Source organism: Cupriavidus campinensis, from assembly GCF_905397395.1.
Taxonomy (GTDB): Bacteria; Pseudomonadota; Gammaproteobacteria; order Burkholderiales; family Burkholderiaceae; genus Cupriavidus; species Cupriavidus campinensis.
This window is the reverse complement of record NZ_CAJPVH010000041.1, coordinates 21,899-47,068: the sequence shown is the minus strand read 5'-3', so window position 1 is coordinate 47,068 and position 25,170 is coordinate 21,899. Positions and strand designations below refer to the sequence as shown.

The window sequence follows — 25,170 nt, the reverse complement described above, 5'->3', positions numbered from 1 at the left end:
CCATCATTATTCCGCGCACCGGGTCACAATGAAAGCTAATATTCCTTTTGTGATAAACAAGAAAACCTTGTGGTTTGACCTGCATGAGTACCATCCGATTTCTCCGCACCTTCGTCGCCGTGTCCGAGCAGGGCTCGTTTGCCGCCGCTGCCGGCCGGGTGGCGCTGACGCAGGCGGCGGTCAGCCTGCAGATGCGTTCGCTCGAACAGGAACTGCGCCGTGAATTGTTCGACCGCAGCGGCCGGGTGGCCGTGCTGAACGCGGACGGCCGCGAACTGCTGCCGCAGGCGCGCCGGCTGCTGGCGCTGTATGAGGAAATGCGCCTGCCGCAGGGGGGCGCCGAGGACATGGCCGGCGCGGTGGCGGTGGGGGCGGTGGTATCGGTGATGGGCGGGCTGTCGCACGTGGTGGCGCGGCTCAAGCGGGCCTATCCGGCGCTGGACGTGCGGCTGGTCGGCGCCAAGTCCATCGACCTGGCCGAGCAGGTGGAAAGTGGCGAACTGGACGCTGCGTTCCTGGTGGAGGGATCGGCCCGGCCCGCCGGCACGCTGCGCTGGACGCCGCTCTACCAGGAGCCGCTGGTGGCGATTGCCGCGCGCGGCAGCCCCGGCGAGACCGCGCGCGAGGCGCTGGCGGCCAATCCCTTCCTGCGCTTCGACCGGAGCCAGCGCACCGGCGCCCTGGTGGAGCGCGCGCTGCGGCGCGCGCACCTGCGCACCAACGAATTCCTCGAACTGAATTCGATCGAGGCGCTGGTGGAACTGGTGCGGCAGGAGGTGGGCGTGACCGTGGTGCCGCAGCTGCGGCTGGCGCGCTGGCACGAGGATCACGCGCTGCGCCTGCTGCCGCTGCAGGCAGGCGGCGAGCCCGTGGTGCGCACGCTCGGCATGCTGGAGCGGCGCGACCACGGGCGCGCCCATGTGACGGAGGCGATCCGGTCAGCCTGCGAGGCGCTGTTCGGCAGCTAGGCTGCCTGAGCCTATCGTCGATCGGCGCCGACGTGACGGGAAGCCTGGGGTGCTGAAGGCGTCACATGCAAGGTGGCCATCCCGCGCTGGGGCGGCCCGGACACGTGCGTGGGCGACGTGGCAGACATGATGTGCCGCAACGACAGCAGCATTCCTCCCAGGCAAAGGAGAGCCCAGAGCATGCCCGCCGCCTTGCCGGCCGGGGACAGCTCGACCAGCCGCATCGCGAAGAGGTCGGGGAAACGCCGGGCGGCATCAGTCATGGCGGTCTGGGGATCGTTGGTCTTCGGGAAGATCAGCGGCTCGCCGGACAGGCTCATTTCGATACCAGTCCAGACGCCGATGTGCTGGTAGGGCAGGGCGGAATTCTGCGGCCGCGCACCGGGGAATTCGCCGACGATCACATGCCAGTTGATCAGCGTGGGCCCCAGGTTGAGCAGGACCGAGATGACCAGCAGCGGCACCGCCGTGCGCCGCGCGTGCTGCCACATCCACAACAGTCCCGGTACCGCCGCGAAGAACAGCACCGGCAGCAGCGGCACCATGTAGCGCGGCCCCCAGCCGAAGTGTCCCCAGTTCTTCATGTGCGCGATCATCAACAGGTAGCAGATCCCGGAGGCCAGCGCCGCGTACAGCAGTTGCTTCTGGCGCACCTGCAGCGTGTGCCGCATCTTGTACACGAAGAGGGCCAGCAGCAGCACCGGCGCGAACAGGAACAGTCCCATGTTGGGGCTGGCCAGCAGGCCGAGCAGGCCGGTCACCGGGTTGCCGTTGAGTGCGAGACTGTCCGAGATGTGCAGGTCGGCGGCGATGGCCGGCCGCAGGAACAGGCCGGTGCGGATGTGGTTGTAGTAGAACGCGGGCAGCATGGTGATACCAAGCGCCACCAGCATCAACGCGAAGCCGGTCTTGTGCCGTGCGCGCTCCATCCACAGCAACCAGAGCACGCCCATGCCGAAGAACGGCAGCAGCGAGTATCGGAACGAGCAGGCCAGCCCCAGCGCCACGCCGGCGGCCACAAAGTACGCCAGTGACGTCGGCGGCCGCAGCGCGCGCGCCATGAAGTACAGCCAGGCGCAGAGGCTGGCTGCTGCCGGGGTCACGTCCCAGGCAGTCTTGGCGTAGGGCATGAAGGTCGTGCCGGCATAGAACACCAGCGCCAGGCCAAACGCCGCGCGCGTGGAATAGAACTCGCGCATCAGCAGGAACATGAACACCACGCCGAGCGTGTTGTAGGCCGCGTAGATGAACGAGGTGATCAACTTGCCATACGTGCGGCCGACGTAGCGGTCGCGCACCAGCCGGTAGGGGTCGATGTCGCCGCGTGCCTCGTCGATCAGCGCGCCGGGCATCATCAGCAGCAGCGCGCCAACGTCGTGAGGCTCGTAGTAGAGCCCGTCGGGCCCCTTGTTCCAGTACGTGACGAGGGGGGGATTCACCGCGCTTCCGAGCTGGCCCGTGGCCGCCAGCAGTTGCGCCGAGCGGTACTGCTCGCCTGCGTCGCCGCTGGACAGCCGTCCGCTGGACAGCAGCATGGCGAGGCTGAAGAAGAACACAATGACCAAGGCGGTGACCATCCCGGCGGGCGTCGTGGCAGACCCGTGGGAGAACCCGTGCGGTCGATGGCTTGCGGTTCGCATCATGGCAAGTCCTCTGGACGCATGTATTTGAGGGAATACACGCGCATGTTGCCGGGACGCCGGGGTGCCTTATGTACGTTTCAACACCAATCGCACCATTGCCATGGCTGCCAACAATGACCGTGGCGCATGCCGCATGGCCATTGGCATTTCAGGAAGAAAGCGCATAAAAAAAGGGCGCCATAAGGCGCCCTGAGCTTGCGTTGTGTGGCCGGATACCCCCGGCCAGGGTAAGCCTTATTCTTCCTGGAACGCTTCTTCGCGCTTCGCCTTGATCGACGGCATTGCCACGATCAACACGAGGATCACAGCCGCAATCAGCAGCCCCAGCGACAGCGGGCGCGTCACGAACACGGTGAAGTCACCACGCGACAGCAGCAGCGAGCGGCGGAAGTTCTCTTCCATCATCGGCCCCAGCACGAAGCCGAGCAGCAGCGGCGCCGGTTCGCACTTCAGCTTGATGAACAGGTAGCCGATCACGCCGAAGGCCGCGGTCTGGAACACGTCGAACGTGGTGTTCTGGACCGAGTACACGCCGATGCAGCAGAACGTCAGGATGGCCGGGTACAGGAAGCGGTACGGCACCTTGAGCAGCTTGACCCAGATACCGATCATCGGCAGGTTCAGGATGATCAGGATGAAGTTGCCGATCCACATCGAGGCGATCAGGCCCCAGAACAGCGCCGGGTTGCTGGTCATCACCTGCGGGCCGGGCTGGATGTTGTGGATGGTCATCGCGCCCACCATCAGCGCCATCACGGCGTTGGGCGGAATGCCCAGCGTCAGCAGCGGGATGAAGGAGGTCTGTGCCGCGGCGTTGTTGGCCGATTCCGGACCTGCCACGCCCTCGATGGCGCCCTTGCCGAACTCGCTGGCGTACTTCGAGGTCTTCTTCTCGAGCGAGTAGGCTGCGAACGATGCCAGCGAGGCGCCGCCGCCCGGCAGGATACCCAGCGCGGAGCCGAGCATCGTGCCACGCAGGATGGCCGGGATCATGCGCTTGAAGTCTGCCTTGGTCGGGAACAGGTTGGTCACGTGATCCGTGAAGGTCTCGCGGTGCTCCTTCTGCTCCAGGTTCGCGATGATTTCCGCGAAGCCGAACACACCCATGGCCACCGACACGAAGTTCAGGCCGTCGGTCAGCTCCGGCACGTCGAACGAGAAGCGCGCTGCGCCCGAGTTCACGTCGGTACCGACCAGGCCCAGCAACAGGCCCAGTACGATCATCGAGATGGCCTTCACCAGCGAGCCCGAAGCCAGCACCACGGCACCGATCAGGCCCAGCACCATCAGCGAGAAGTACTCGGCGGGGCCGAACTTGAACGCCAGTTCCGACAGCGGGGCCGCGAAAGCGGCCAGGATCAGCGTGGCCACGCAGCCGGCGAAGAACGAGCCGAGACCCGCTGTGGCCAGCGCCACCCCGGCCCTGCCTCGCCGCGCCATCTGGTAGCCATCGATGGTAGTCACCACCGACGACGATTCACCCGGCAGGTTCACCAGAATTGCCGTGGTGGAGCCGCCGTACTGGGCGCCGTAGTAAATACCGGCCAGCATGATCAGCGCCGCCACCGGGGGCAGCGTGTAGGTCACCGGCAGCAGCATGGCGATCGTGGCCAGGGGCCCGAGGCCCGGCAGCACGCCGATCAGGGTCCCGAGGATACAGCCCGCAAAGGCGTATGCCAGGTTCTGGAAGGTCAGGGCGGTGGAGAAGCCCAGACCCAGGTTGGTCAACAGTTCCATTTCGGCCGTCTCCTCAGTTTGCCAGGAAGGCCGGCCACACCGGCATCTGGAGATTGATGCCGTACACGAAGGCGCCCATGCTGATCACCACGAGGATGACAGCGTTCAGGATCGCACCCTTCCAGCTGAACTCATGGCTGGCCATCGAGGAGGCCAGGACGAGCACGATGACGGACAGCACCATGCCAAGCGGCTTGAGCAGCAGGCCGAACAGCACCACGGCACCCAGGATCCACAGCAGCGTCTTGATATCCCAGCGGGCCAGCTGGTCTTCCTCGCCCTTGGACGACAGCGATCCCCACAGGACCAGCGCGCCGAGTATGGCGAGCACGATGCCGAGCCAGAACGGGAAGTATCCCGGTCCCATCTTGGCGGCCGTTCCCATGGAATAGCCACGGGCGACGAAGGAAAAGCCGAATCCGACCAGCATGAACATCAGGCCGGAGGCAAAGTCCTTTTGGCTACGTATGCGCAAAATGATTCTCCTCGATATAAAGCTTGAAATCCGCGTGCGGTGATTGGTGTACGCGTGTTGCGCACCGTCCCGAAGGGACAGCTCCCCCCAACCCCGTCACGAGCAGGGTGGAAGTTAAAAGCGCATCCTTTCAGCTACCTTTCATATGTCTGCAATCAGGGTCAACTTCAGGGTATCTCCCTACGCAGACGTCTGAAAGTCAGTCGAAAGTTGTCCGAAAGCCGAACGTAAGTCGTTGACAAGGCAAGGGAATTTGCGCGGAGGGGTGTCCGGTGGAGGTGTCGCCGCCGGTACAGGAAGGGACGGCGGAAGGGACGGCGGAGGGGCGTGCGCTATCATCGGTCGCACTCCCCCCGGCGCAGCGTGGCGCATCGAAAGGAATCGTTTGGAAAGTATCGACCATGCCATCCTGATCGGCGCCGTGGTGATGACGCTGGGCATCCTGCTCGGCGTGTTCTCGGCGCGCTTTGGCATACCGTTCCTGCTGGTGTTCCTGGCGGTCGGCATGCTGGCCGGCGTGGACGGGCCAGGCGGCATCCGCTTCGCCAACACCTGGCTCAGCTTCCTGGTGGGCAATATCGCGCTGGCCGTGATCCTGCTCGACGGCGGGCTGCGCACGCGCTTCGCCACCTTCCGCGTGGCGCTGCGGCCATCGCTGTCACTGGCGACGGTGGGGGTGGGCATCACGGCGGTGCTGGTCGGGCTGTTTGCGGCGTGGATGCTCGGCATCGACTGGAAGCTCGGCCTGCTGCTGGGCGCCATCGTCGGCTCGACGGACGCCGCCGCGGTGTTCTCGCTGCTCAACGGCAGCGGCATCCGGCTCAAGGAGCGGGTGGCGAGCGTGCTGGAGATCGAGTCGGGCATCAATGACCCCATGGCGATCTTCCTGACCCTGACGCTGATCGAATGGATCACCGCCCCGGACGGCCTGACTGCCAGCGCGCTGGCGTGGCGGCTGGTGGTGCAGTTTGGCGTGGGTGGGGTGCTCGGCGTGGTGCTGGGCCTGGGCGTGGCGCGGGTGATGGAGCGCATCCATGTGGCCGAGGGCCTCCAGGCCATCCTGGTCTGCGCGGCCGGCTGCATGGTCTTCGCGCTGGTCCAGTCGGCGCACGGCAGCGGCTTCCTGGCGGTCTACCTGACCGGGATGATCGTCGGCAATCGCGAGCGGGCCGTGACCGACGACACCATGCGCGCCATGGACGGCATGGCGTGGCTGGCGCAATCGGTGATGTTCCTGCTGCTCGGCCTGCTGGTCACGCCGAGCCGGATCTGGGACGTGGCGCTGCCGGCTGGGGCCGTGGCGCTGTTCCTGATGGTGGTGGCGCGGCCCGTGGCGGTCTGGATCGCCCTGCTGCCGTTCCGCTTCAACGGGCGGGAGAAGGGGTTCCTGGCGTGGATGGGCCTGCGCGGCGCGGTGCCGATCGTGCTGTCGCTGTTCCCGCTGCTGAAGGGCATGGAGGATTCGGGGCTGCTGTTCCGGGTGGCGTTCGCCGTGGTGCTGCTCAGCCTGCTGTGCCAGGGCACCACGGTGGCGCTGGCGGCACGGCTGGCCCGGGTGCTGCGGCCGGCCTACCAGGATCCGGTCTCGCGCGAGCGCCTGCAGGGCACGCGGTCGCCGGCGCTGGAATTGATGCAGTTCGTGGTGGCGGCTGACGCGCCGGTGGAGAACCTCCGCGCGGACCAGCTCGAACTCCCCCCGCGCAGCTGCCTGATGACCGTGGCCCGCGACGGCGCGCTGGTGCCGCTGGAGCAGGTGGTGCTGCGCGCGGGCGATGCGGTCTCGGTGCTGGCCCCCGGCGGGTCGGTGCCGCTGCTGTCGCGGCTGTTCCAGAGCGCGGCGCGCGCCCCGGCCTGGGCGCAGCTCTCGCACGACTTCCTGCTGACTGGCGACGCCCTGCTGCGCGACGTGGCCCCCCTCTACGCCACCCGCCCCCTGACCGCTGACGAGGCGGCGCGGACCCTGGAAGCGGCGATGCTGGCGGTGTTCCCATCGCCCCCCGTGGAAGGCGACGCCCTGGAAATCGCCGGCCTGCGCCTGACCGTGACCCGCATGGAAGGCCCGCGGATCGTCCAGGTCGGCCTGCTCCTGCCGCGCGGCCCGGCCACGGAGGAAACGATCAAGGACAAGATGTGGCAGTTAAGGCGCAAGGTGCCTTGACGGTTCAATTTCAAATTTCAGAATCGTCTTCTTTTTCGGCTGCGCGCGATCGGCTATACGTACAGGTACTTGAACAAGTGAGGCCATGATGCGCACCGTCCACTTCTCGGATGCCCGGAACAATCTGAAGGCAGTGATCGATCAGACCATCGACGACGCCGACGTCACGCTAATTACGCGCCGTGACGCGCCGAACGCCGTGCTCATGTCTCAGGATCTCTACGAGAGCATCGCCGAAACCCTGCATCTTCTCCGTTCGCGTGCCAATGCAGACCGTCTGGCCAGCTCGATTGCGCAATTGCGTGGAGGCAACACGAAGGAGCGCGCGCTCCATGAGCCCGAGGGCGATGAATGACCCGCAAGGTCTTATTCACGCCGGATGCACGGGAAGACTATGTGTATTGGCAGGGTCAGGATCGTAAAACCCTGAAACGCATCAATCAGTTGATCAAGGAAGTGCAACGCACGCCGTTCGAGGGGATTGGCAAGCCCGAGCCTTTGGTCGGCAACCTCACCGGCTTCTGGTCGAGGCGGATCGATGATGCGAACCGCCTCGTCTATGAAGCCACGGAAGACCAGGTCAACATCGTGGCTTGCCGCTATCACTATTGACTGACGGCGGCGGTACCGGGCCTACCCCCTCAATCCACCTTCGCCCCCGACACCTTCACCACTTGCCCGTACTTCTTCAGTTCGCGCTGGATCAGCGCGCCGAACTGCTCAGGGGTGGTGGGGGCCGGCTGGGCGCCGATGCGGGCCAGGCGGGCTTTCATGTCTTCGGTCTTGAGGATGGCCACGATGTCGTGGTTGAGGCGCTCGACGATCTCACGCGGGGTGCCGGCCGGGGCCAGGACGCCGAACCACGTCGAGATGTCGAAGCCTTCCAGCCCGAGCCCCTTGCCGGCCTCGGCGATGGTCGGCAGTTCCGGGAACGCGGCGGCGCGGGCCGGCGTGGTCACGGCGAAGGCCTTGAGCTTGCCGGCCTTGATATTGGCCGATGCCGAGGCGAGGTTGTCGAAGATCAGGTCGGTCTGGCCCGACAGCACCGACAACTGCGCCGGCGACGCCCCGTTGTACGGGATATGGACCATGCTGACGCGGGCCATGCTCTTGAACAGTTCGCCCGACAGGTGGCCGGCGCTGCCGTTGCCGCCAGAGGCGTAGTCGAGCTTGCCCGGATGCTTGCGCGCGTACTCCACGAGGTCGCGCACCGTATTGATATGCAGCTCGGCGGCCTTGCCGGGGTGCATGACCAGCACGTTCGGCACGTCGGCGACCAGCGTGATCGGCGCGAAGTCCTTCACCGGGTCGTAAGGCATCCTGGCGAACAGCGTGGGATTGATGGCGTGCGTAGCCACGGCGCCCATCACGATGGTGTAGCCGTCGGCCGGCTGCTTGGCGACGTAGTCCGCGCCGAGGTTGCCGCCCGCGCCGGGTTTGTTCTCCACGACGATGGGCTGGCCCAGGCTCTCGCGCAGGCGCTCGCCGATGGCGCGCGCCACGGTGTCCAGCGGGCCGCCGGCGGGGTAGGGCACCACGAACTTGATCGGCTTGGTCGGCCAGTTGGCCGGGGCCGGGGCAGCGGCGTGGGCCGGCGTGGCCAGGGTGGCCACCGCCAGCGCGGCGGCGGAGGCGGCCATCTTCGTGGCCGTCAGCAGGGTCTTCAGCATCTCGGGAGTCTTCAACGGATCGATGAAAGGTCAGCGCGCGCCGATGCCGCGCGCCATCATCACGGCGCAGAGCGGCAGCAGGATGAACACATGGGCCTCGATCATGACCCAGCGGCGGGCGCGCTTGATCTCGTCCGGCATCGGCACGAAATCGGGCAGCTTGCGCGCCTGCTTGCGCCAGCGCGCGATGGCCAGCGTCGGCGGCAGCGAGCACAGGGCAATCAGCACGAACACGGTCACCTTGGCGTGGAACCACGGGTTGTGCAGGTAGAAATCCACGCCCTTGGCACCGTAGAACAGCCGCAGCAGCCCGGTGGCGAGCACCACCATGGCTGACAGGAAGTAGAACAGGTCGTACAGCGATAGCCGGCGCACGATGGCGGGCGTCATCCCGGGGCGCAATACCACCGCCTCGGCGGCCAGCAGCGTGACCAGCAGGAAGATCGCCAGAAAATGGAAAAACGCCAGGAAGGCATCGGTCAGCATGCATGCTCCTCATTCGTCAGGGGACGCAAACAGAGAATCTCGCCTTCGGCTGCGGCCGGCGTTGTTACCGAATCGGGGTCAGACCACGCCCTTGGCGCGCAGTGCGGCGATGTGCTCCGCACTGTAGCCGAGTGTCTCGCCCAGCACCACCTCCGTGTGCTCTCCGAGCAACGGGGGATGACGCAGCGCCTCGGGCGGCGTGGCGCTCATTTTCATGGGGCTGCCGACCAGCTTGACCTCGCCGGCCGTCGGGTGCGGCAAATCGACGCGCAGGCCGCGCGCCAGCACCTGCTCGTTCTCGAAGACCTCGTCGAGCGTATTGATCGGGCCGCACGGCACGCCGGCGCGCTCCAGATCGAGAATCCATTGCTCGCGGGTGCGCGGCTGGACCATCTCGGCGATGATCGGCACCAGCACGTCGCGGTGCGCCACGCGTTGCGGGTTGGTGGCGAAGCGCGGGTCATCGGCCAGTTCCGGGCGGCCGCCGGCCGTCACGAACTTGCGGAACTGCCCGTCGTTGCCCACTGCCACGATGATCCAGCCGTCGGCGGCGTGGAAGGTCTGGTAGGGCACGATGTTCGGGTGGGCGTTGCCCCAGCGGCGCGGCGCCACGCCGCTGGCGAGGTAGTTGGTGTTCATGTTGGCCAGCATCGACACCTGCACGTCCAGCAGCGCCATGTCGATGTACTGGCCTTCGCCGGTCCGGTCGCGGTGGGCCAGCGCGGCCAGCACGGCGATGGTGGCGTACTGGCCGGTCATCAGGTCCGAGATGGCCACGCCGGCCTTCTGCGGGCCGCCGCCGGGCAGGTCGTCCCGCTCGCCGGTCAGGCTCATGAAGCCGCCCATGCCCTGGATGATGAAGTCGTAGCCGGGGCGCTGGGCGTACGGGCCGGTCTGGCCGAAGCCGGTGACCGAGCAATAGATGATGTCCGGCTTCACCGCCTTGAGCGATTCGTAGTCGAGCCCATACTTCTTGAGTTGGCCGACCTTGTAGTTCTCGAGCACCACGTCGCTCTGGGCGGCCAGGTCGCGCACCAGCTGCTGGCCCTCGGGCGTGCTGATGTCACAGGTCACCGAGCGCTTGTTGCGGTTGGCGGCCAGGTAGTAGGCGGCTTCGGCGGTGTCCCGGCCATCCTCGGTCTTGAGCCAGGGCGGACCCCATGTGCGCGTATCGTCACCTGCGCCGGGGCGCTCGATCTTGATGACGTCGGCGCCGAAGTCGGCGAGGTTCTGGGCGCACCATGGCCCGGCGAGGACGCGGGTCAGGTCGAGGACGCGGAGATGGCTCAAGGCTCCCATGGCAGTGGCGGCTCGGTAGATATAGTGGGGGAGCACTCTACCACCGGCCCGCCGCGCCGATGCACCCGTACGGGGCGGCGTCGGGCCAACGGTGGGCGATATTCGGCCATTGCCAGCGCGCCGGGCGCACGCCGCCGGGCGGCCGGCCGCGAGAATGCCCCGGGAGGGGGCTTGCCCCGTATAATCAACGGTTTGCAAATCCAACCTGACTGACTGCGCCCTGCCACGATGCGGGATGCGCCCGATACAACATGAAAGTCTCCGACATTCGCAGCAAGTTCCTGCAGTACTTCGAGTCGAAGGGCCATTCCGTGGTCCGCTCGTCCAGCCTCGTGCCGGCGAACGACCCGACGCTGCTGTTCACCAATTCGGGCATGGTGCAGTTCAAGGACGTGTTCCTGGGCACCGATAAGCGTCCCTACACGCGCGCCACGTCGTCCCAACGCTCCGTGCGCGCCGGCGGCAAGCACAACGACCTCGAAAATGTGGGTTATACGGCACGTCACCACACGTTCTTCGAGATGCTGGGCAATTTCTCGTTCGGCGACTACTTCAAGCGCGAAGCCATCCAGTACGCCTGGGAACTGCTGACCAAGACCTACCAGCTGCCGGCGGAGAAGCTCTGGGTCACGGTCTACGCCGAAGACGACGAAGCCTACGACATCTGGGCCAAGGAAGTCGGCGTGCCGGCCGAGCGCATCGTGCGCATCGGCGACAACAAGGGCGCGCGCTACGCCTCGGACAATTTCTGGCAGATGGCCGACACCGGCCCGTGCGGCCCGTGCTCGGAAATCTTCTACGACCACGGCCCGGACGTCTGGGGCGGCCCCCCGGGATCGCCCGAGGAAGACGGCGACCGCTACATCGAGATCTGGAACCTCGTGTTCATGCAGTTCAACCGCGACGAGCAGGGCAACATGACGCCGCTGCCCAAGCCGTGCGTGGACACCGGCATGGGCCTCGAGCGGATTGCCGCCGTGCTCCAGCACGTGCACAGCAACTACGAGATCGACCTGTTCCAGGCGCTGATCAAGGCCGCCGCGCGCGAGACCCATCTGGACGACCTGAACCAGAACTCGCTCAAGGTAATTGCCGACCATATCCGCGCGTGCTCGTTCCTGATCGTCGATGGCGTGATCCCGGGCAATGAAGGCCGCGGCTACGTGCTGCGCCGCATCGTGCGCCGCGCGATCCGCCACGGCTACAAGCTGGGCCAGAAGACGCCGTTCTTCCACAAGCTGGTGCCGGACCTGGTGGCGCAGATGGGCGAGGCCTATCCGGAGCTGGCCGACGCGCAGGCGCGCGTGGTGGAAGTGCTCAAGGCCGAGGAAGAGCGCTTCTTCGAGACCATCGAGAACGGCATGACCATCCTCGACACCGCCGTGGCCGACCTCAAGGCCAAGGGTGGCAAGGTGCTGGACGGCGAACTGGCGTTCAAGCTGCACGACACCTTCGGCTTCCCGCTCGACCTGACGCAGGACGTGGCGCGCGAGCAGGAGATTGCGGTGGACGAACCCGCGTTCGACGCCGCCATGAACCGCCAGCGCGAGCAGGCCCGTGCGGCCGGCAAGTTCAAGATGGCTGCCGGCCTGGAGTACACGGGCGACAAGACCGTGTTCCACGGCTATGAAGAATTGGGTTTCGAGCGCGCCCGCGTGACGGCGCTGTACGTCGACGGCGCGTCCGTCGACACCATGCAGCCGGGCCAGACCGGCGTGGTGGTGCTGGATCACACCCCGTTCTATGCGGAGTCCGGCGGTCAGGCGGGCGACCAGGGCACGCTGGTGGCGGGTGCGGCTGTGTTCAACGTGGCTGACACAACCAAGGTGCAGGCCGATGTGTTCGGCCACCAGGGCACGCTGACCAACGGTCCGCTGAAGGTGGGCGACACGGTGGCGGCGCAGGTCGATGCCATCCGCCGTGCACGCACTGTACGTAACCATTCGGCCACCCACCTGATGCACAAGGCGCTGCGCGAGGTGCTGGGCACCCACGTGCAGCAGAAGGGCTCGCTGGTCGATGCCGACAAGACGCGTTTCGACTTCTCGCACAACGCGCCGCTGAGCGACGCGGAGATCCGTCAGGTCGAGGAAATCGTCAACGCCGAAATCCTGGCCAACGCGCCGACCCATGCCGAGATCATGCCGTTCGACGACGCGGTGAAGAGCGGCGCGATGGCGCTGTTCGGCGAGAAGTACGCGGATGACGTGCGCGTGCTGTCGATCGGTACCTCGAAGGAACTCTGCGGCGGCACGCACGTGACGCGCACCGGGGACATCGGGCTGTTCAAGATCGTCGTGGAAGCAGGTGTGGCCGCGGGGATCCGCCGCGTGGAGGCGATTACCGGCGACAACGCGCTGCATTACCTGCAGTCGCTCGACGCCCGCCTGAACGAAGCCGCCGCCGCGCTGCGCGCGCAGCCTTCCGAACTGGTGCCGCGTATCGGCCAGGTGCAGGAGCAGGTGCGGGCGCTGGAGAAGGAACTCGAGAAGCTCAAGAGCAAGCTCGCGGCATCGCAGGGCGACGAACTCGCCGAGCAGGCCATCGACATCAACGGCCTCAAGGTGCTGGCCGCCCAGCTCGACGGCGCCGACGTGAAGACGCTGCGCGAAACGATGGACAAGCTCAAGGACAAGCTCAAGAGCGCGGCAATCGTGCTGGGGGCGGTGTCCGACGGGAAGGTTTCGCTGATTGCGGGCGTGACCGCCGATGCGACTGGCAAGGTCAAGGCTGGGGAACTGGTCAACTTTGTGGCCCAGCAGGTGGGCGGCAAGGGCGGCGGCCGGCCGGATATGGCCCAGGCTGGCGGGACGGAGCCGGCGAATCTGCCGGCGGCGCTGGCTGGGGTGAAGGAGTGGGTGGCTGGTAAGGTTTGAAGGTTTTACTAGCTTTTTGAGAAGGGCGCCCTGGGGTTTGGGGCGCCCTTTTTGTTTTGTTACGGTGTTGGTTTTTGAGCCCAACGGCTCAACAGCCAACACCCGCTCTACTTCATCAACCCCCTAACCAAATCCATCGGCAACGGAAAAACAATCGTAGAACTCTTATCCCCAGCAATCTGCGTCAGCGTCTGGAGATACCGCAACTGCATCGCCTCCGGCTGTTGCGCCAGCATCTGCGCCGCTTCCAGCAGTTTCACCGAAGCCTGCAATTCCCCTTCCGCGTGGATGATCTTGGCCCGCCGTTCCCGCTCGGCCTCTGCCTGCCGGGCGATGGCCCGGATCATGGTCTCGTTCAAATCCACATGCTTGATCTCGACATTGGACACCTTGATGCCCCACGCATCGGTCTGGGCGTCGAGCACCTTCTGGATGTCGAAATTGAGCTTCTCGCGCTCGGCTAGCATTTCGTCCAGTTCATGCTTGCCTAGCACGGACCGCAGCGTGGTTTGGGAGAGCTGGCTGGTGGCTTCCAGGAAATTGGCCACCTGGATGATGGCCCGCTCGGGGTCCACGACCCGGAAATAGACCACGGCGTTGACCTTGACCGACACGTTGTCGTGAGAGATCACGTCCTGTGGCGGCACGTCGAAGACAACCGTGCGCAGGTCCACGCGGACCATCTGCTGGATGCCGGGGATGAGCAGCACCAGCCCGGGCCCCTTGACGCGCCAGAATCGCCCGAGCATGAAGACCACGCCGCGTTCGTATTCGCGCAGCACGCGGATTGCGGCCACCACGAGCAATGCCAGCAGGAAGATCAGCCCACCGAAACTGAATCCGAATGCCATATCACGCTCCGTTGTGTTCCAGGGATGCGGCCATGTCGGCCACGACTTCCAGTACCAGCCCGCGCCGCCCGGTCACGCGTACCCGCTGACCGCGCGCGAGTGGGCCTTCGCCATGAATTCGCCACTGTTCGCCATGCACCATCGCCCAGCCGTCGGCCGGCGTATCGTCGATGACGGTGGCCAGGCTGCCGACCAGCGTGTCCGCGCCGCTGACCACGGGGCGCTCGCGCGAGCGCATCAGCATTGCGGACATGCCGACCAGGAACAGCGCCGAGACCCCGGCCAGCGCGGCGATCACCGTGAGCGGCACGCCGAAGCCGGGCACGTCGGTGTCGATCAGCATGACCGCGCCAAAGGCGAAGGCGATGATGCCGCCCACCCCGAGCGCGCCGAACGTCGGCAGGAAGAATTCGGCCACCATGCAGCCGATGCCGAGCGCGATCAGCGCCAGCCCCGCATAGTTGACCGGCAGCATTTGCAGCGCGAAGAGGCCCAGCAGGAGGCAGATGGCGCCGACGATGCCCGGCACGATCATGCCTGGTGTGGAGAATTCGAACATCAGCGCGTAGATGCCGATCATCATCAGGATCAGCGCCACGCTGGGCTCGGTGATAACGGCCAGCAGCCGCGCGCGCCAGTCCGGGGTGACCGTGACGATGGGCGCGTCGGCCGTGTGCAGCACGCGGGGCACGCCGGCGGCCTGGAGCCGTTTGCCATCCACCTGCCGCAGCAACGCCGGCAGGTCCGGCGCCACGAGGTCGACCACGTGCTGGGCCACCGCTTCATCGGCGGAGAGGCTCACGGCCTCGCGCACCGCACGCTCGGCCCAGTCGGCGTTGCGCTGGCGGAGCTGGGCCAGCCCGCGCAGGTAGGCAGAGGCGTCGTGCATCTGCTTGCGGGCCATGGTGTCCTCGTTGCTAGGGGCGCCCGCCGGTGCGCTGGCGGGGGAGGGGGCGGCGCCCGGCTTCGGGCCGCCCACCCCGATGGCGACGGGACTCGCCGCGCCCACATTGGTCCCGGGCGCCATCGCGGCGATGTGGCTGGCATAGAGGATGTAGGTGCCGGCACTCGCGGCGCGCGCGCCGCCCGGGTAGACGAAGGTCGCTACCGGCACGGGGGAGGCGAGGATGGCCTGGATGATGTCGCGCATGGCCACGTCGAGCCCGCCGGGCGTGTCCATCTCCAGCACAATCAACTGCGCGTTCTGCTTTTGCGCCAGTGCCATGCCGCGCGTGGCGAAGCTGGCGCTGGCCGGGCCGATGGCCCCCTTGATCGGGATGACGTAGACGGGGGCCACGCCGGCCCCGGCGGCCGGGGCGGAGGCGCCCTGGGCGAAGACCATTGTGGGCAGGGCGAGGAGCATGGTCAGGGCCACTCCCATCGCCATTCGGCAAACCAAAGATCGTAGCGACGCAAAGACGAATGTCATGGCGGGGCGCGGCCCGCGAGTATGCCGTGGCCGCGCCACTTCGAGTGTAGGCGACCGGCCACATCTTGCACGCCGCGGCGCGGGCAAGGGACACACAGCGGAAGGGGTCAGGCCGCCTTCTGCGTGGCGTCCGGGGCACCCGGCAGCATGTCGGCCAGCGCCGTCAGCGCTGCGCTGCCCATCGCCGGATGCCACGCCAGCACGGTGGTCACGTCGCCCTCGTCGCCAAGCGCGTGGATGCTGATCTCTGGCAGGTCGCGGTACAGCGCCAGCACCGAGCGCGGCATGATCGCCACGCCGATACCGGCTGCCGCGCAAGTGACGATGGCATGGTAGGAGCCCAGCTGGATCACCCGCCCCGCCGCGTGGCCATCGCGGGTGTACCACTGCTCGAAGCGCGTGCGGTAGTTGCAGCCGGCCTCGAACGCGAGCAGGGTGGGGCGCTCCAGGTCGGCGGGCGAATGGATCGGCGGATGCTGTGCGCTGGCGATGATGACCAGTTCCTCGGTGAAAGCGGGCCGGGTGACCAGTTCGGCATCGCCGAGCGGCTCGGCCACGAAGGCGCAATCGACCTCGAAGCGGCGCAGCGCGTCCAGCGCCTGCCGGGTCGGCAGCGTCACGAGTTCCAGTTCGACGTCCGGCCACGCCTGGTGATAGCGCGCCAGCACCGTCGGCAGCCGGCTGGCCGCCGTGCTCTCCATCGATGCCACCCGCAGCCGCCCATGGGGCCGCACCGGCTGCACCGCGTGGCGGGCCTCGTCGGACAGTTGCAGGATGCGCCGCGCATAGTCGAACAGCGTCTGCCCGGCCGGGGTGAGCACCATGCGCTTGCCGTCGCGCAGGAACAGCTCCACACCGAGCGACTGCTCCAGTTGGCGGATGCGCGTGGTCACGTTCGACTGCACGCGGTGCAGCCGCGCGGCGGCGCGTGTGATGCCACCGGCCTCCACCACGGCGCGGAAAATCTCGAGTTCGGCGAGGTCCATGATCGACTTCCTTCTTGAATTGAGATCGATGCTATCTCAATAATTCATTTTAGGTGATGGATGAATGCGACTAGGATAGTCAGGAACCCCGCTGGCCGCCAGCCGAACCCGCCCCCTCCCCGATCATGTCGCTCGTGAATACCGATGTCTCCGCCGCCCAGGCCGCCCCCCAAACCGCCGGACCGTGGGCGGTGGCCCTGGCCGGCTTCGTGTCGGTGGCGCTGGCCATGGGCATCGGCCGCTTTGCCTTCACGCCGCTGCTGCCGATGATGCTGCACGACGGCACCGTCACGCTGGCCGAAGGCGGGGCGCTGGCCACGCTGAACTACATCGGCTACCTGCTGGGCGCGTTGCTGTGCCTTTTTATCCGCCCCGATCCCGTGCGCATGGTGCGCGTGTCGCTGGTGCTCACCGTGGTGCTCACGCTGGCCATGGCGCTGCCGGGCGGCATGCCCGCGTGGCTGGCATGGCGCACGATTGCGGGCGTGGTCAGTGCGCTGGTGATGGTCTACGCTACCGCGTGGTGCATGCAGCGGCTGGACGAACTGGGCCACCCCACGCTGGGCGGGCTGATGTTCTGCGGCCCGGGCGTGGGGATTGTCGTGACCGGGCTGTCGGTGTTCGGCATGGTGGGCGCGCACTGGCTGGCGAACTGGGGCTGGATTGCCTTCACGGTGCTGGGCGTGCTGATGCTGGTGCCGGTCTGGCGCGTGTTCGGCGCGGCGCCGCCGTCCGTTCCGGCGCGGGCAGGGCAGGCGGGCAGCAAGGATGCGCCCGCCCCGGCACCCCGGCTCGATCTCGAAACCTGGGCCCTGACCGTGGCCTATGGCCTCGCCGGCTTCGGTTACATCATCACGGCGACCTTCCTGCCGGTGATCGCCCGCCAGGCGATACCCGGCACGGTCTGGGCGGACCTGTTCTGGCCGATTCTGGGCGTCGGCGTGGCCGTGGGCGCCTTCCTGGCCACGCGCGTAGGCATGCATCACGACAATCGCCGCGTGGCGATGATCCTGTACACGGTGCAGGCGATTGGCGTGGCCGTGGCGGCATTCTGGCCGACCGTGCCGGGCTTCGCGTTGAGCAGCCTGCTCGTCGGCTTGCCGTTCACGGCGCTGGTGTCGTTCCTGATGCGCGAGGCGCGCCGGCTGTGGGGCGCCGCCGCGCCGAAGCTGATCGGGCTGATGACGGCCGCCTACGCCCTCGGGCAGATTGCCGGCCCGCCGCTGGCCACCACGCTGGTGGCGCGCACCGGCGGCTTTGCGGCCTCCCTGGCCACGGCCGCCGCCGCGCTGATGGTGGGGGCGGGCATCCTCGGCTGGATGGTCCGCGCCATGCCGGTGCGGCACGCTGCCGCCCCGCGCTGACTGCGCTACAGTTACGCCTGCGCCGTCCACTCGACCGGGACTGAACCCGCACGTGTCTGGAACACGCCTCGCAGCAGGGCGGCCGCGGAGCGAATGTCCCCATGTCTTTTGCCTTGCAGCCCGCGCGTGCCGCGGGCCCGGCTGTTCCCGTCAGCGCCGGGGAGGCGCGCGTGCGCACCGACCTCGCCGCCGCCTACCGGCTGGCTGCGCTGGAGCGCTGGGACGACCTGATCTACACCCATATCTCCGCCACCGTGCCCGGTAAGCCTGACCACTTCCTGATCAACCCGTTCGGCTTCGCGTTCGACGAGATCCGCGCGTCGGACCTCGTCAAGATCAATGGCCGGGGCGAGGTGGTCGGCGAGACCGTGCACCCGGTCAATGTGACCGGCTTCGCCCTCCACGCCGCCGTGCACGCCGCGCGGGCCGATGCGCACTGCGTCATGCACCTGCACAACACGGCCGGCATCGCGGTCTCGGCCCAGGCAGACGGGCTGCTGCCGCTGTCGCAGCACGCCATGCGCTTCCACGGCCGCATCGGCTATCACGACTACGAGGGCCTGGCGTTCACTCCGGCCGAAGGGGCCCGGCTTACGGTGTCGCTGGGCCAGCACCCGGCCATGCTGCTGCGCAACCACGGCACGCTGACGGTGGGCCGCACGGTGGCCGAGGCCTACGTGCTGATGGCTACCCTGATCAAGGCCTGCGAGATCCAGCTTGGGGCGCAGGCGGGCCGCGCCACGGTGCAGCCGCCGGCCGACGTGGCCGAGCGCACCTCGATGCAGCTGTACGACAACGGCGCCGTCGAGGGCGAGATGGAATGGCCCTCGCTGCTGCGCAAACTCGATAGAATCGATCCCTCTTACCGAGACTGAGTCTCGGAAAATCCCTAAAAATGGAGTCAGTAGCATGCCCACGTTTCACGTCGAGATGTTCGAAGGCCGCACGGTCGAGCAAAAGCGCAAGTTTGTCGAGGCCGTGACGCGCGTCACCTGCGAGACGCTGGGCTGCTCGGTGTCGGCAGTGGACATCATCATCACCGATATCAAGCGCGAGAACTGGGCCACCGGCGGCGAGCTCTGGATCGACAAGAAGTAAAGCCCGGGCCATGCAGCACTTCGCCTCCGACAACTACGCCGGCTTCTGCCCGGAATCGCTGAAATACTTCCTGGAGGCCAACGCCAGCGGCCACGAGAAGGCCTATGGCGACGATTCCTGGACCCAGCAGGTCTGCGACCGCATCCGCAACCTGTTCCAGACCGACTGCGAGGTCTTCTTCGTGTTCAACGGCACGGCGGCCAACTCGCTGGCGCTGTCGTCGCTGTGCCAGTCGTACCACTCGGTGATCTGCCACGAGCTGGCGCACATCGAGACGGACGAGTGCGGCGGGCCGGAATTCTTCTCGAACGGTTCCAAGCTGCTGACGGCGCCCGGCGTCAACGGCAAGCTGACCGCCGATGCGGTGGAGGCGCTGGTCACGCGGCGCACCGACATCCACTATCCGAAGCCCCGCGTGGTCTCGCTCACCCAGTCGACGGAAGTCGGCACGGTCTATACGGTGGAGGAGGTGCGCGCCATCGCCGCCATCGCCAAGCGGCGACAGCTGCGCGTGCACATGGACGGCGCGCGCTTTGCCAATGCGGTGGCGGCGCTCGGCGTGCATCCGTCCGAGATCACCTGGCGTGCTGGCGTGGATGTGCTGTGCTTCGGCGGCACCAAGAACGGCCTGCCGGTGGGCGAGGCCGTGGTGTTCTTCGACCGCCGCCTGGCCGAGGACTTCGCCTACCGGGTGAAGCAGGCCGGGCAGCTGGCCTCGAAGATGCGCTTTATCTCGGCGCCGTGGCTGGGCATGCTCGAGAACGATGTCTGGCTGTCCAACGCCCGGCATGCCAACGCAATGGCGCAGTTGCTGCACCAGCGCATCGTCGACATTCCCGGCGTGCGGATCATGTTCCCGACCGAATCGAACGCGGTCTTCGCCGAACTGCCGCTGCCGGCCATCGAGGCGCTGCGCGCCAAGGGCTGGCTGTTCTACACCTTCATCGGCGCGGGCGGTTGCCGGCTGATGTGCTCGTGGGACCTGCAGCCCGAGACCGTGGAAGCGTTCGCCGCCGATATCCGCGGGGCCTGCGCCCTCTGAACCCCTGGAGCCCCCTCCGATGCAACCGTACCGTTTCTGCCCCCAATGCGGGGCGCCGCTGGAGCACCTGCCGATGTCCGGCCGCTATCGCCATGCCTGCGTGCAGGACGGCTGCGGCTTCGTGCACTGGAACAACCCGCTGCCGGTGCTGGCGGCGGTGGTCGAGTACGAGGACAAGCTGCTGCTGGCGCGCAACGCGGTATGGCCGGAGGGGATGTTTGCGCTGGTCACCGGCTTCATGGAGCGGGACGAGACGCCGGAGCTGGGCGTGGCGCGCGAACTCAAGGAGGAGACCAATCTCGACACGGAATCCGCGTCGCTGATCGGCGTCTACGAGTTCATGCGCAAGAACGAGCTGATCATCGCCTATCACGTGAAGGCGACGGGGCGCATCGAACTGTCCGAGGAACTGGCCGAATACAAGCTCGTGGCGCCCGAGAAGGTGCGGATCTGGAACGCCGGCACCGGCTTTGCCGTGGCCGATTTCCTGGAGCGGCGCGGGCTGCCCGTGCGCTTCTTCGACCGCGCCTCGGGCGAGGACATCCCCGACCCGCGCCGGCCGACGGACTTCAGCCTTGTCGCCGCTTCGTTACAATACGGCATCGACCAAAAATAAGTGGGATGAGAGGAATGGACTTCCAGAAAGAAGTGGACGCGCGCGGCCTGAACTGCCCGCTGCCGATCCTGCGGACCAAGAAGGCGCTGGCGGACATGGCCAGCGGCGACGTGCTCAAGGTGCTGGCCACCGACCCGGGCGCCACGCGTGACTTCCAGGCCTTCGCCAAGCAGACCGGCAACGAGCTGCTGTCGCACGCCGAAGTGGACAAGGTATTCGTGTTCTACATGAAGCGCCGCTAAGACCGCCTGGCCTATCTGGGCCCATCTGGCCACAAAAAAAGCCGCCTCGATCCGAGGCGGCTTTTTCATGCCGGGGGCGGTGCGCTTATCCGCGCTGGGCCAGATAGGCGCGGAATTCGTCGCGCACTTCCGGGTGCTTCAGGGCGAACTCGACAGTGGCCTTCAGGTAGCCGAGCTTGCTGCCGCAGTCGTAGCGCACGCCGTTGTAGCGGTAGGCCAGCACCTGCTCCTGGTCGAGCATCGACTGGATGGCATCGGTCAGCTGGTACTCGCCGCCCGCGCCCGGCTTCAGTTCGCGGATGTGGTCGAAGATACGCGGCGTGAGGATGTAGCGGCCCACCACGCCAAGGTTCGACGGGGCGTCTTCGGGGGCCGGCTTCTCGACGATGCCGGACATCTTGATCACGCGCTCGTCCCATTCGCGGCCTTCCACCACGCCGTAGGAGCGGCTTTGCTCCGGCGCGATCTCTTCCACGCCCAGGACCGAGCAGTTGTAGTGGTTATAGACGTCGACCATCTGCTTCATGATCGGCACCTCGCCGTCGAGCAAGTCGTCCGCCAGCATGACGGCGAACGGCGTGTCGCCGACCAGCTTGGCCGCGCACAGCACGGCGTGGCCCAGGCCCAGGGCCTCGGGCTGGCGCACGTAGTAGCACTCCACGTGCGAGGGCTTGATCGAACGCACCACATCGAGCAGGGCCTGCTTGTTCTTGGCCTCCAGCTCCATTTCCAGTTCGTACGCCTTGTCGAAATGGTCCTCGATGGCGCGCTTGGAGCGGCCCGTGACGAAGATCATTTCCGTGATGCCGGCGGCCATGGCTTCCTCCACGGCGTACTGGATCAGCGGTTTGTCCACCACTGGCAGCATTTCCTTGGGACTCGCCTTGGTCGCAGGGAGGAATCGGGTACCTAGCCCAGCGACCGGAAAGACGGCCTTGGTGACGCGGTTTTCCATTTCAGCTTTCCTTTTCAATCCGGTGTAACACCGTGCCGTACGGGGAGGGCGCCGTCTGTCCGGCTTCGTCCGACGCTGACGTAACGGTCACATACCGTTACACATGAACGAGGCCGGATGCCAGTCGAGTCGCAACTTCCGTGCCGGCGGCGCAGAAGCGGCGGACCCGTCAGGCGGGCAGACGCTGTAGTTGATCCTGGAGCTTGGCAAGCGTCTGTTCGAAATCCGACAAACGCTGTGTTTCCTGCGCCACAACCGCGGGCGGCGCCTTGGCCACGAAGGCTTCGTTGGTCAGCTTGCCCCGGCATTTGCCGATTTCGTTGCTGATCCGGTCGATCTCCTTGCCCAGGCGCACGCGCTCGGCCGCGACGTCGATCTCGATCTTCAGCAGCAGGTGATTGCCGCCGACGATGGCCACTGGCGCCCCGGCGCCTTCCTTCTGGAGGGCGATCTCGTCTTCGAACACCTTCACCTCGGAAAGTTTCGCCAGTGCCTGGATTTGCGCCGCGGCGGCGTTCAGGAATGTGCTGTCGCCGTGGGCGTAGAGCGGAATGCGCTGGGCCGGCGAGATGTTCATCTCGCCACGCAGGTTGCGGCAGGCATCCACCACGGCCTTGAGCTGGGCCACCCAGGCTTCGGCGGCTTCGTCGATCTTGGCGGCGGCCGGCAGCGGGTAGTCCTGCAGGGCGATGGTCTCGCTGCCGTCACCCTTGGCACGGCCGGCCAGCGGGGCCACCTTCTGCCAGAGTTCCTCGGTGATGAACGGGATGATCGGGTGCGCCAGGCGCAGCACCGTCTCCAGCACGCGCAGCAGCGTGCGGCGCGTAGCGCGTTGCTGGGCCTCGGTGCCGGTCTGGATCTGCACCTTGGCGAGTTCCAGGTACCAGTCGCAGTACTCGTCCCAGACGAACTTGTAGATTGCGCTGGCGATATTGTCGAAACGATATTCGTCGAAGCCCTTTTCGACTTCGCCCTCCACGCGCTGGAGCAGCGAGACGATCCAGCGGTCCGCCTGCGAGAAGTGCAGGTAGCCGTCCGGGCCGCAGTCGTTGCTGCACGGGCCCATGCCGCAGTCATGGCCCTCGGTGTTCATCAGCACGAAGCGGGTGGCGTTCCAGAGCTTGTTGCAGAAGTTGCGGTAGCCCTCGCAGCGGCCGGTGTCGAAGTTGATGTTGCGGCCCAGCGTGGCCAGCGAGGCGAAGGTGAAGCGCAGGGCGTCCGCGCCGAACGCGGGAATGCCGTCCGGGAACTCTTTCTTGGTCTTGGATTCGATGCGCGGCGCGTCTTTCGGGCGGCGCAGGCCGGTGGTGCGCTTCTTGAGCAGCGGTTCGAGTTCGATGCCGTCGATCAGGTCCACCGGGTCCAGGGTATTACCCTCGGACTTGCTCATCTTCTTGCCTTCGGAGTCACGCACCAGGCCGTGTACATACACGGTGTGGAACGGCACCTGGCCGGTGAAGTGCCTGGTCATCATGACCATGCGCGCCACCCAGAAAAAGATGATGTCGTAGCCGGTGACCAGCACCGACGATGGCAGGAAGTGCTCCAGCTCCGGCGTCTTTTCGGGCCAACCGAGTGACGAGAACGGCACGAGCGCGGACGAGAACCACGTGTCCAGCACGTCTTCCTCGCGGCGCAGCGGGCCGGTGCTGCCGGCCGCCTGGGCCTTGGCGCGGGCGTCTTCCTCGGTACGGGCGACAAAGCAGTTGCCGGCGTCGTCGTACCAGGCCGGGATCTGGTGGCCCCACCAGAGCTGGCGGCTGATACACCAGTCCTGGATGTTGGCCAGCCACTGGTTGTAGGTGCTGTTCCAGTTCTCGGGCACCAGCTTGATCTCGCCGCTCTGCACGGCGTCCAGCGCCACTTCGGCGATCGAGCGGCCCGGATAGTACGTGCCCTCGGGAGCCGGCTTGCTCATGGCGACGAACCACTGGTCGGTCAGCATCGGCTCGATCACGGTGCTGGTGCGCTCGCTGCGCGGCACCATCAGCTTGTGCTTCTTGACCTCGCCCAGCAGGCCCTGTTCCTTCAGGTCGGCGACCATCTTCTCGCGCGCCGCGAAGCGGTCCATGCCGGCGTAGGCGGCCGGTGCGTCGGCGACGATCCTGGCGTCCAGCGTCAGGATGGACAGCTGCGGCAGGTTGTGGCGCTGGCCCACCGCATAGTCGTTGAAGTCATGGCCCGGCGTGACCTTGACCACGCCCGTGCCGAACGCGCGGTCCACGTATTCATCGGCAATGACCGGAATCTGGCGGTCGGTCAGCGGCAGGTGCACGAACTTGCCGATCAGGTGCGCGTAGCGCTCGTCCTCGGGGTGGACCATCACGGCGGTGTCGCCGAGCATGGTTTCCGGGCGCGTGGTGGCCACGGTCAGGTGGGTCAGGCCGTGCACGGCGTCCGGCTCGGCCAGCGGGTAGTGGATGTGCCAGAGCGAGCCTTCCTCTTCCACGCTGTCCACTTCCAGGTCGGACACGGCCGTGCCCAGCACCGGGTCCCAGTTGACCAGGCGCTTGCCGCGGTAGATCAGGCCCTGTTCGAACAGGCGGACGAACACCTCGGTCACGGCCTGCGACATCTCGGGCGACATCGTGAAGTACTCGCGCGTCCAGTCGATCGACGCCCCCATGCGGCGCACCTGGCGCGTGATGGTGGAGCCCGACTCCTCCTTCCACTCCCAGACCTTCTCGACGAACTTTTCGCGGCCGAGGTCATGGCGCGACACGCCCTGGGCTTCCAGCTGGCGCTCCACCACGATCTGCGTGGCGATACCCGCGTGGTCGGTACCCGGCACCCACAGCGTGTTGGCGCCGCGCATGCGCGCGTGGCGCGTCAGGCCGTCCATGATGGTCTGGTTGAACGCGTGGCCCATGTGCAGCGTGCCGGTCACATTGGGCGGCGGCAGCTGGATGGCGAAATCGGGGCGATTGGCGTCCATCGTGGGCTGGGCGATGCCGCGGCGCTCCCATTCGGGGCCCCATTTCGCCTCGATGGCGGCGGGTTCGAAGCTCTTGGCAAGGGACTGGTCTTGGGCGGTCATGCTTGGGGATGTCGAGGTATGCGGGTCGGGGCTGGCCGCTGGGCGGACTGATCGGATTCCATCGAAAACAGTCGGGGCGCCACGGCGTCGGGCCGGGAAAACGTCAAATTATAGGGGAGGCGGGGGTGCCGGTGCGCATTTGCCGACGCCGACGGCCGCCGGGCACCGCTGGCGGCCCCGGTCCCCCCGGTATAATTGCCGCCATTCCCCGGCCCCACGCGGCCAAAAGGCCCCTTCC

At 66.7% G+C, this 25,170-nt stretch carries 22 protein-coding genes; 11 read left to right on the top strand and 11 right to left on the bottom strand.

Annotated features, from left to right (window positions below; translation table 11 throughout):
- Positions 1–83: 83 nt before the first annotated feature.
- Entirely contained in the window at positions 84–968 is an 885-nt protein-coding gene (locus KHO18_RS20200) for a LysR substrate-binding domain-containing protein (RefSeq protein WP_144198085.1), read from the top strand.
- A gap of 11 nt (positions 969–979) precedes the next feature.
- On the opposite strand, the gene KHO18_RS20195 is transcribed toward KHO18_RS20200, so the two are convergent.
- From KHO18_RS20195 to KHO18_RS20185, 3 genes are all read right to left on the bottom strand, one after another.
- Positions 980–2,611 (bottom strand): glycosyltransferase family protein, encoded by a 1,632-nt coding sequence (locus KHO18_RS20195; protein WP_211943765.1) that lies wholly within the window; start codon positions 2,609–2,611, stop codon positions 980–982.
- Between the two features lie 234 nt (positions 2,612–2,845).
- Complete coding sequence (locus KHO18_RS20190; RefSeq protein WP_144198087.1) at positions 2,846–4,348, bottom strand: tripartite tricarboxylate transporter permease; 1,503 nt, start codon at positions 4,346–4,348, stop codon at positions 2,846–2,848.
- A gap of 13 nt (positions 4,349–4,361) precedes the next feature.
- Positions 4,362–4,823, bottom strand: a complete 462-nt coding sequence (locus KHO18_RS20185) for a tripartite tricarboxylate transporter TctB family protein (protein ID WP_144198088.1) — start codon at positions 4,821–4,823, stop codon at positions 4,362–4,364.
- 385 nt (positions 4,824–5,208) lie between these two features.
- On the opposite strand from KHO18_RS20185, the gene KHO18_RS20180 reads away from it, so the two are divergent.
- From KHO18_RS20180 to KHO18_RS20170, 3 genes are all read left to right on the top strand, one after another.
- Entirely contained in the window at positions 5,209–6,981 is a 1,773-nt protein-coding gene (locus tag KHO18_RS20180) for a potassium/proton antiporter (RefSeq protein ID WP_144198089.1), read from the top strand.
- Positions 6,982–7,069: 88 nt separating this feature from the next.
- The gene (locus KHO18_RS20175) at positions 7,070–7,336 is read left to right on the top strand and encodes a type II toxin-antitoxin system Phd/YefM family antitoxin (RefSeq protein WP_144198136.1); all 267 of its coding nucleotides are present in this window, start codon (positions 7,070–7,072) and stop codon (positions 7,334–7,336) included.
- Complete coding sequence (locus KHO18_RS20170) at positions 7,333–7,593, top strand: Txe/YoeB family addiction module toxin (RefSeq protein WP_144198090.1); 261 nt, start codon at positions 7,333–7,335, stop codon at positions 7,591–7,593. The genes KHO18_RS20175 and KHO18_RS20170 overlap by 4 nt, the downstream gene beginning before the upstream one ends.
- Before the next feature lie 29 nt (positions 7,594–7,622).
- Here the strand turns inward: KHO18_RS20170 and KHO18_RS20165 are convergent, their stop codons facing one another.
- The 3 genes from KHO18_RS20165 to KHO18_RS20155 form a co-directional block, all read right to left on the bottom strand.
- Complete coding sequence (locus KHO18_RS20165; RefSeq protein ID WP_211943764.1) at positions 7,623–8,651, bottom strand: tripartite tricarboxylate transporter substrate binding protein; 1,029 nt, start codon at positions 8,649–8,651, stop codon at positions 7,623–7,625.
- A gap of 30 nt (positions 8,652–8,681) precedes the next feature.
- Positions 8,682–9,137 carry a DUF2214 family protein gene (locus KHO18_RS20160; protein WP_149135466.1) on the bottom strand — a complete coding sequence of 152 codons (456 nt, stop codon included), beginning with the start codon at positions 9,135–9,137 and terminating at the stop codon, positions 8,682–8,684.
- Positions 9,138–9,215: 78 nt separating this feature from the next.
- Positions 9,216–10,436 carry a CaiB/BaiF CoA transferase family protein gene (locus KHO18_RS20155; RefSeq protein ID WP_144198093.1) on the bottom strand — a complete coding sequence of 407 codons (1,221 nt, stop codon included), beginning with the start codon at positions 10,434–10,436 and terminating at the stop codon, positions 9,216–9,218.
- A 251-nt stretch (positions 10,437–10,687) separates the two neighbouring features.
- On the opposite strand from KHO18_RS20155, the gene alaS reads away from it, so the two are divergent.
- Positions 10,688–13,312: an alanine--tRNA ligase gene (gene alaS, locus KHO18_RS20150; protein WP_144198094.1), complete on the top strand. Its 2,625-nt coding sequence runs from the start codon at positions 10,688–10,690 to the stop codon at positions 13,310–13,312.
- 107 nt (positions 13,313–13,419) lie between these two features.
- On the opposite strand, the gene KHO18_RS20145 is transcribed toward alaS, so the two are convergent.
- The 3 genes from KHO18_RS20145 to KHO18_RS20135 form a co-directional block, all read right to left on the bottom strand.
- Positions 13,420–14,163 (bottom strand): slipin family protein, encoded by a 744-nt coding sequence (locus tag KHO18_RS20145; protein ID WP_144198095.1) that lies wholly within the window; start codon positions 14,161–14,163, stop codon positions 13,420–13,422.
- 1 nt (position 14,164) lies between these two features.
- Positions 14,165–15,592 carry an NfeD family protein gene (locus KHO18_RS20140; RefSeq protein WP_377732541.1) on the bottom strand — a complete coding sequence of 476 codons (1,428 nt, stop codon included), beginning with the start codon at positions 15,590–15,592 and terminating at the stop codon, positions 14,165–14,167.
- Between the two features lie 107 nt (positions 15,593–15,699).
- Entirely contained in the window at positions 15,700–16,578 is an 879-nt protein-coding gene (locus tag KHO18_RS20135; protein WP_144198097.1) for a LysR family transcriptional regulator, read from the bottom strand.
- A gap of 125 nt (positions 16,579–16,703) precedes the next feature.
- On the opposite strand from KHO18_RS20135, the gene KHO18_RS20130 reads away from it, so the two are divergent.
- From KHO18_RS20130 to KHO18_RS20105, 6 genes are all read left to right on the top strand, one after another.
- Positions 16,704–17,942 carry a YbfB/YjiJ family MFS transporter gene (locus KHO18_RS20130; RefSeq protein ID WP_144198098.1) on the top strand — a complete coding sequence of 413 codons (1,239 nt, stop codon included), beginning with the start codon at positions 16,704–16,706 and terminating at the stop codon, positions 17,940–17,942.
- A 101-nt stretch (positions 17,943–18,043) separates the two neighbouring features.
- Positions 18,044–18,817 carry a class II aldolase/adducin family protein gene (locus tag KHO18_RS20125; RefSeq protein ID WP_211943762.1) on the top strand — a complete coding sequence of 258 codons (774 nt, stop codon included), beginning with the start codon at positions 18,044–18,046 and terminating at the stop codon, positions 18,815–18,817.
- Between the two features lie 34 nt (positions 18,818–18,851).
- Positions 18,852–19,040 carry a 4-oxalocrotonate tautomerase gene (locus KHO18_RS20120; RefSeq protein ID WP_144198100.1) on the top strand — a complete coding sequence of 63 codons (189 nt, stop codon included), beginning with the start codon at positions 18,852–18,854 and terminating at the stop codon, positions 19,038–19,040.
- A 10-nt stretch (positions 19,041–19,050) separates the two neighbouring features.
- A complete protein-coding gene (locus KHO18_RS20115) occupies positions 19,051–20,082 on the top strand; it encodes a threonine aldolase family protein (protein ID WP_144198101.1) in 1,032 nt (343 codons plus the stop codon).
- A gap of 19 nt (positions 20,083–20,101) precedes the next feature.
- Positions 20,102–20,698, top strand: a complete 597-nt coding sequence (locus tag KHO18_RS20110) for an NUDIX domain-containing protein (RefSeq protein WP_144198102.1) — start codon at positions 20,102–20,104, stop codon at positions 20,696–20,698.
- 14 nt (positions 20,699–20,712) lie between these two features.
- Positions 20,713–20,940, top strand: coding sequence for a sulfurtransferase TusA family protein (locus KHO18_RS20105; RefSeq protein ID WP_092134760.1), 228 nt, complete (start codon positions 20,713–20,715; stop codon positions 20,938–20,940).
- Positions 20,941–21,025: 85 nt separating this feature from the next.
- On the opposite strand, the gene galU is transcribed toward KHO18_RS20105, so the two are convergent.
- Entirely contained in the window at positions 21,026–21,895 is an 870-nt protein-coding gene (galU, locus tag KHO18_RS20100; protein ID WP_144198103.1) for a UTP--glucose-1-phosphate uridylyltransferase GalU, read from the bottom strand.
- 169 nt (positions 21,896–22,064) lie between these two features.
- Positions 22,065–24,932, bottom strand: coding sequence for a valine--tRNA ligase (locus KHO18_RS20095; protein ID WP_211943761.1), 2,868 nt, complete (start codon positions 24,930–24,932; stop codon positions 22,065–22,067).
- Positions 24,933–25,170: the final 238 nt, after the last annotated feature.

Excerpts from the sequence above, each read along its gene's own strand:
- KHO18_RS20200 (WP_144198085.1), top strand. The coding sequence starts at position 84 with ATGAGTACCATCCGATTTCTCCGCACCTTCGTCGCCGTGTCCGAGCAG.
- KHO18_RS20195 (WP_211943765.1), bottom strand. The coding sequence starts at position 2,611 with ATGATGCGAACCGCAAGCCATCGACCGCACGGGTTCTCCCACGGGTCT.
- KHO18_RS20190 (WP_144198087.1), bottom strand. The coding sequence starts at position 4,348 with ATGGAACTGTTGACCAACCTGGGTCTGGGCTTCTCCACCGCCCTGACC.
- KHO18_RS20175 (WP_144198136.1), top strand. The coding sequence starts at position 7,070 with ATGCGCACCGTCCACTTCTCGGATGCCCGGAACAATCTGAAGGCAGTG.
- KHO18_RS20170 (WP_144198090.1), top strand. The coding sequence starts at position 7,333 with ATGACCCGCAAGGTCTTATTCACGCCGGATGCACGGGAAGACTATGTG.
- KHO18_RS20165 (WP_211943764.1), bottom strand. The coding sequence starts at position 8,651 with ATGCTGAAGACCCTGCTGACGGCCACGAAGATGGCCGCCTCCGCCGCC.
- KHO18_RS20160 (WP_149135466.1), bottom strand. The coding sequence starts at position 9,137 with ATGCTGACCGATGCCTTCCTGGCGTTTTTCCATTTTCTGGCGATCTTC.
- KHO18_RS20155 (WP_144198093.1), bottom strand. The coding sequence starts at position 10,436 with ATGGGAGCCTTGAGCCATCTCCGCGTCCTCGACCTGACCCGCGTCCTC.
- alaS (WP_144198094.1), top strand. The coding sequence starts at position 10,688 with ATGAAAGTCTCCGACATTCGCAGCAAGTTCCTGCAGTACTTCGAGTCG.
- KHO18_RS20145 (WP_144198095.1), bottom strand. The coding sequence starts at position 14,163 with ATGGCATTCGGATTCAGTTTCGGTGGGCTGATCTTCCTGCTGGCATTG.
- KHO18_RS20140 (WP_377732541.1), bottom strand. The coding sequence starts at position 15,592 with ATGACATTCGTCTTTGCGTCGCTACGATCTTTGGTTTGCCGAATGGCG.
- KHO18_RS20135 (WP_144198097.1), bottom strand. The coding sequence starts at position 16,578 with ATGGACCTCGCCGAACTCGAGATTTTCCGCGCCGTGGTGGAGGCCGGT.
- KHO18_RS20130 (WP_144198098.1), top strand. The coding sequence starts at position 16,704 with ATGTCGCTCGTGAATACCGATGTCTCCGCCGCCCAGGCCGCCCCCCAA.
- KHO18_RS20125 (WP_211943762.1), top strand. The coding sequence starts at position 18,044 with ATGTCTTTTGCCTTGCAGCCCGCGCGTGCCGCGGGCCCGGCTGTTCCC.
- KHO18_RS20120 (WP_144198100.1), top strand. The coding sequence starts at position 18,852 with ATGCCCACGTTTCACGTCGAGATGTTCGAAGGCCGCACGGTCGAGCAA.
- KHO18_RS20115 (WP_144198101.1), top strand. The coding sequence starts at position 19,051 with ATGCAGCACTTCGCCTCCGACAACTACGCCGGCTTCTGCCCGGAATCG.
- KHO18_RS20110 (WP_144198102.1), top strand. The coding sequence starts at position 20,102 with ATGCAACCGTACCGTTTCTGCCCCCAATGCGGGGCGCCGCTGGAGCAC.
- KHO18_RS20105 (WP_092134760.1), top strand. The coding sequence starts at position 20,713 with ATGGACTTCCAGAAAGAAGTGGACGCGCGCGGCCTGAACTGCCCGCTG.
- galU (WP_144198103.1), bottom strand. The coding sequence starts at position 21,895 with ATGGAAAACCGCGTCACCAAGGCCGTCTTTCCGGTCGCTGGGCTAGGT.
- KHO18_RS20095 (WP_211943761.1), bottom strand. The coding sequence starts at position 24,932 with ATGACCGCCCAAGACCAGTCCCTTGCCAAGAGCTTCGAACCCGCCGCC.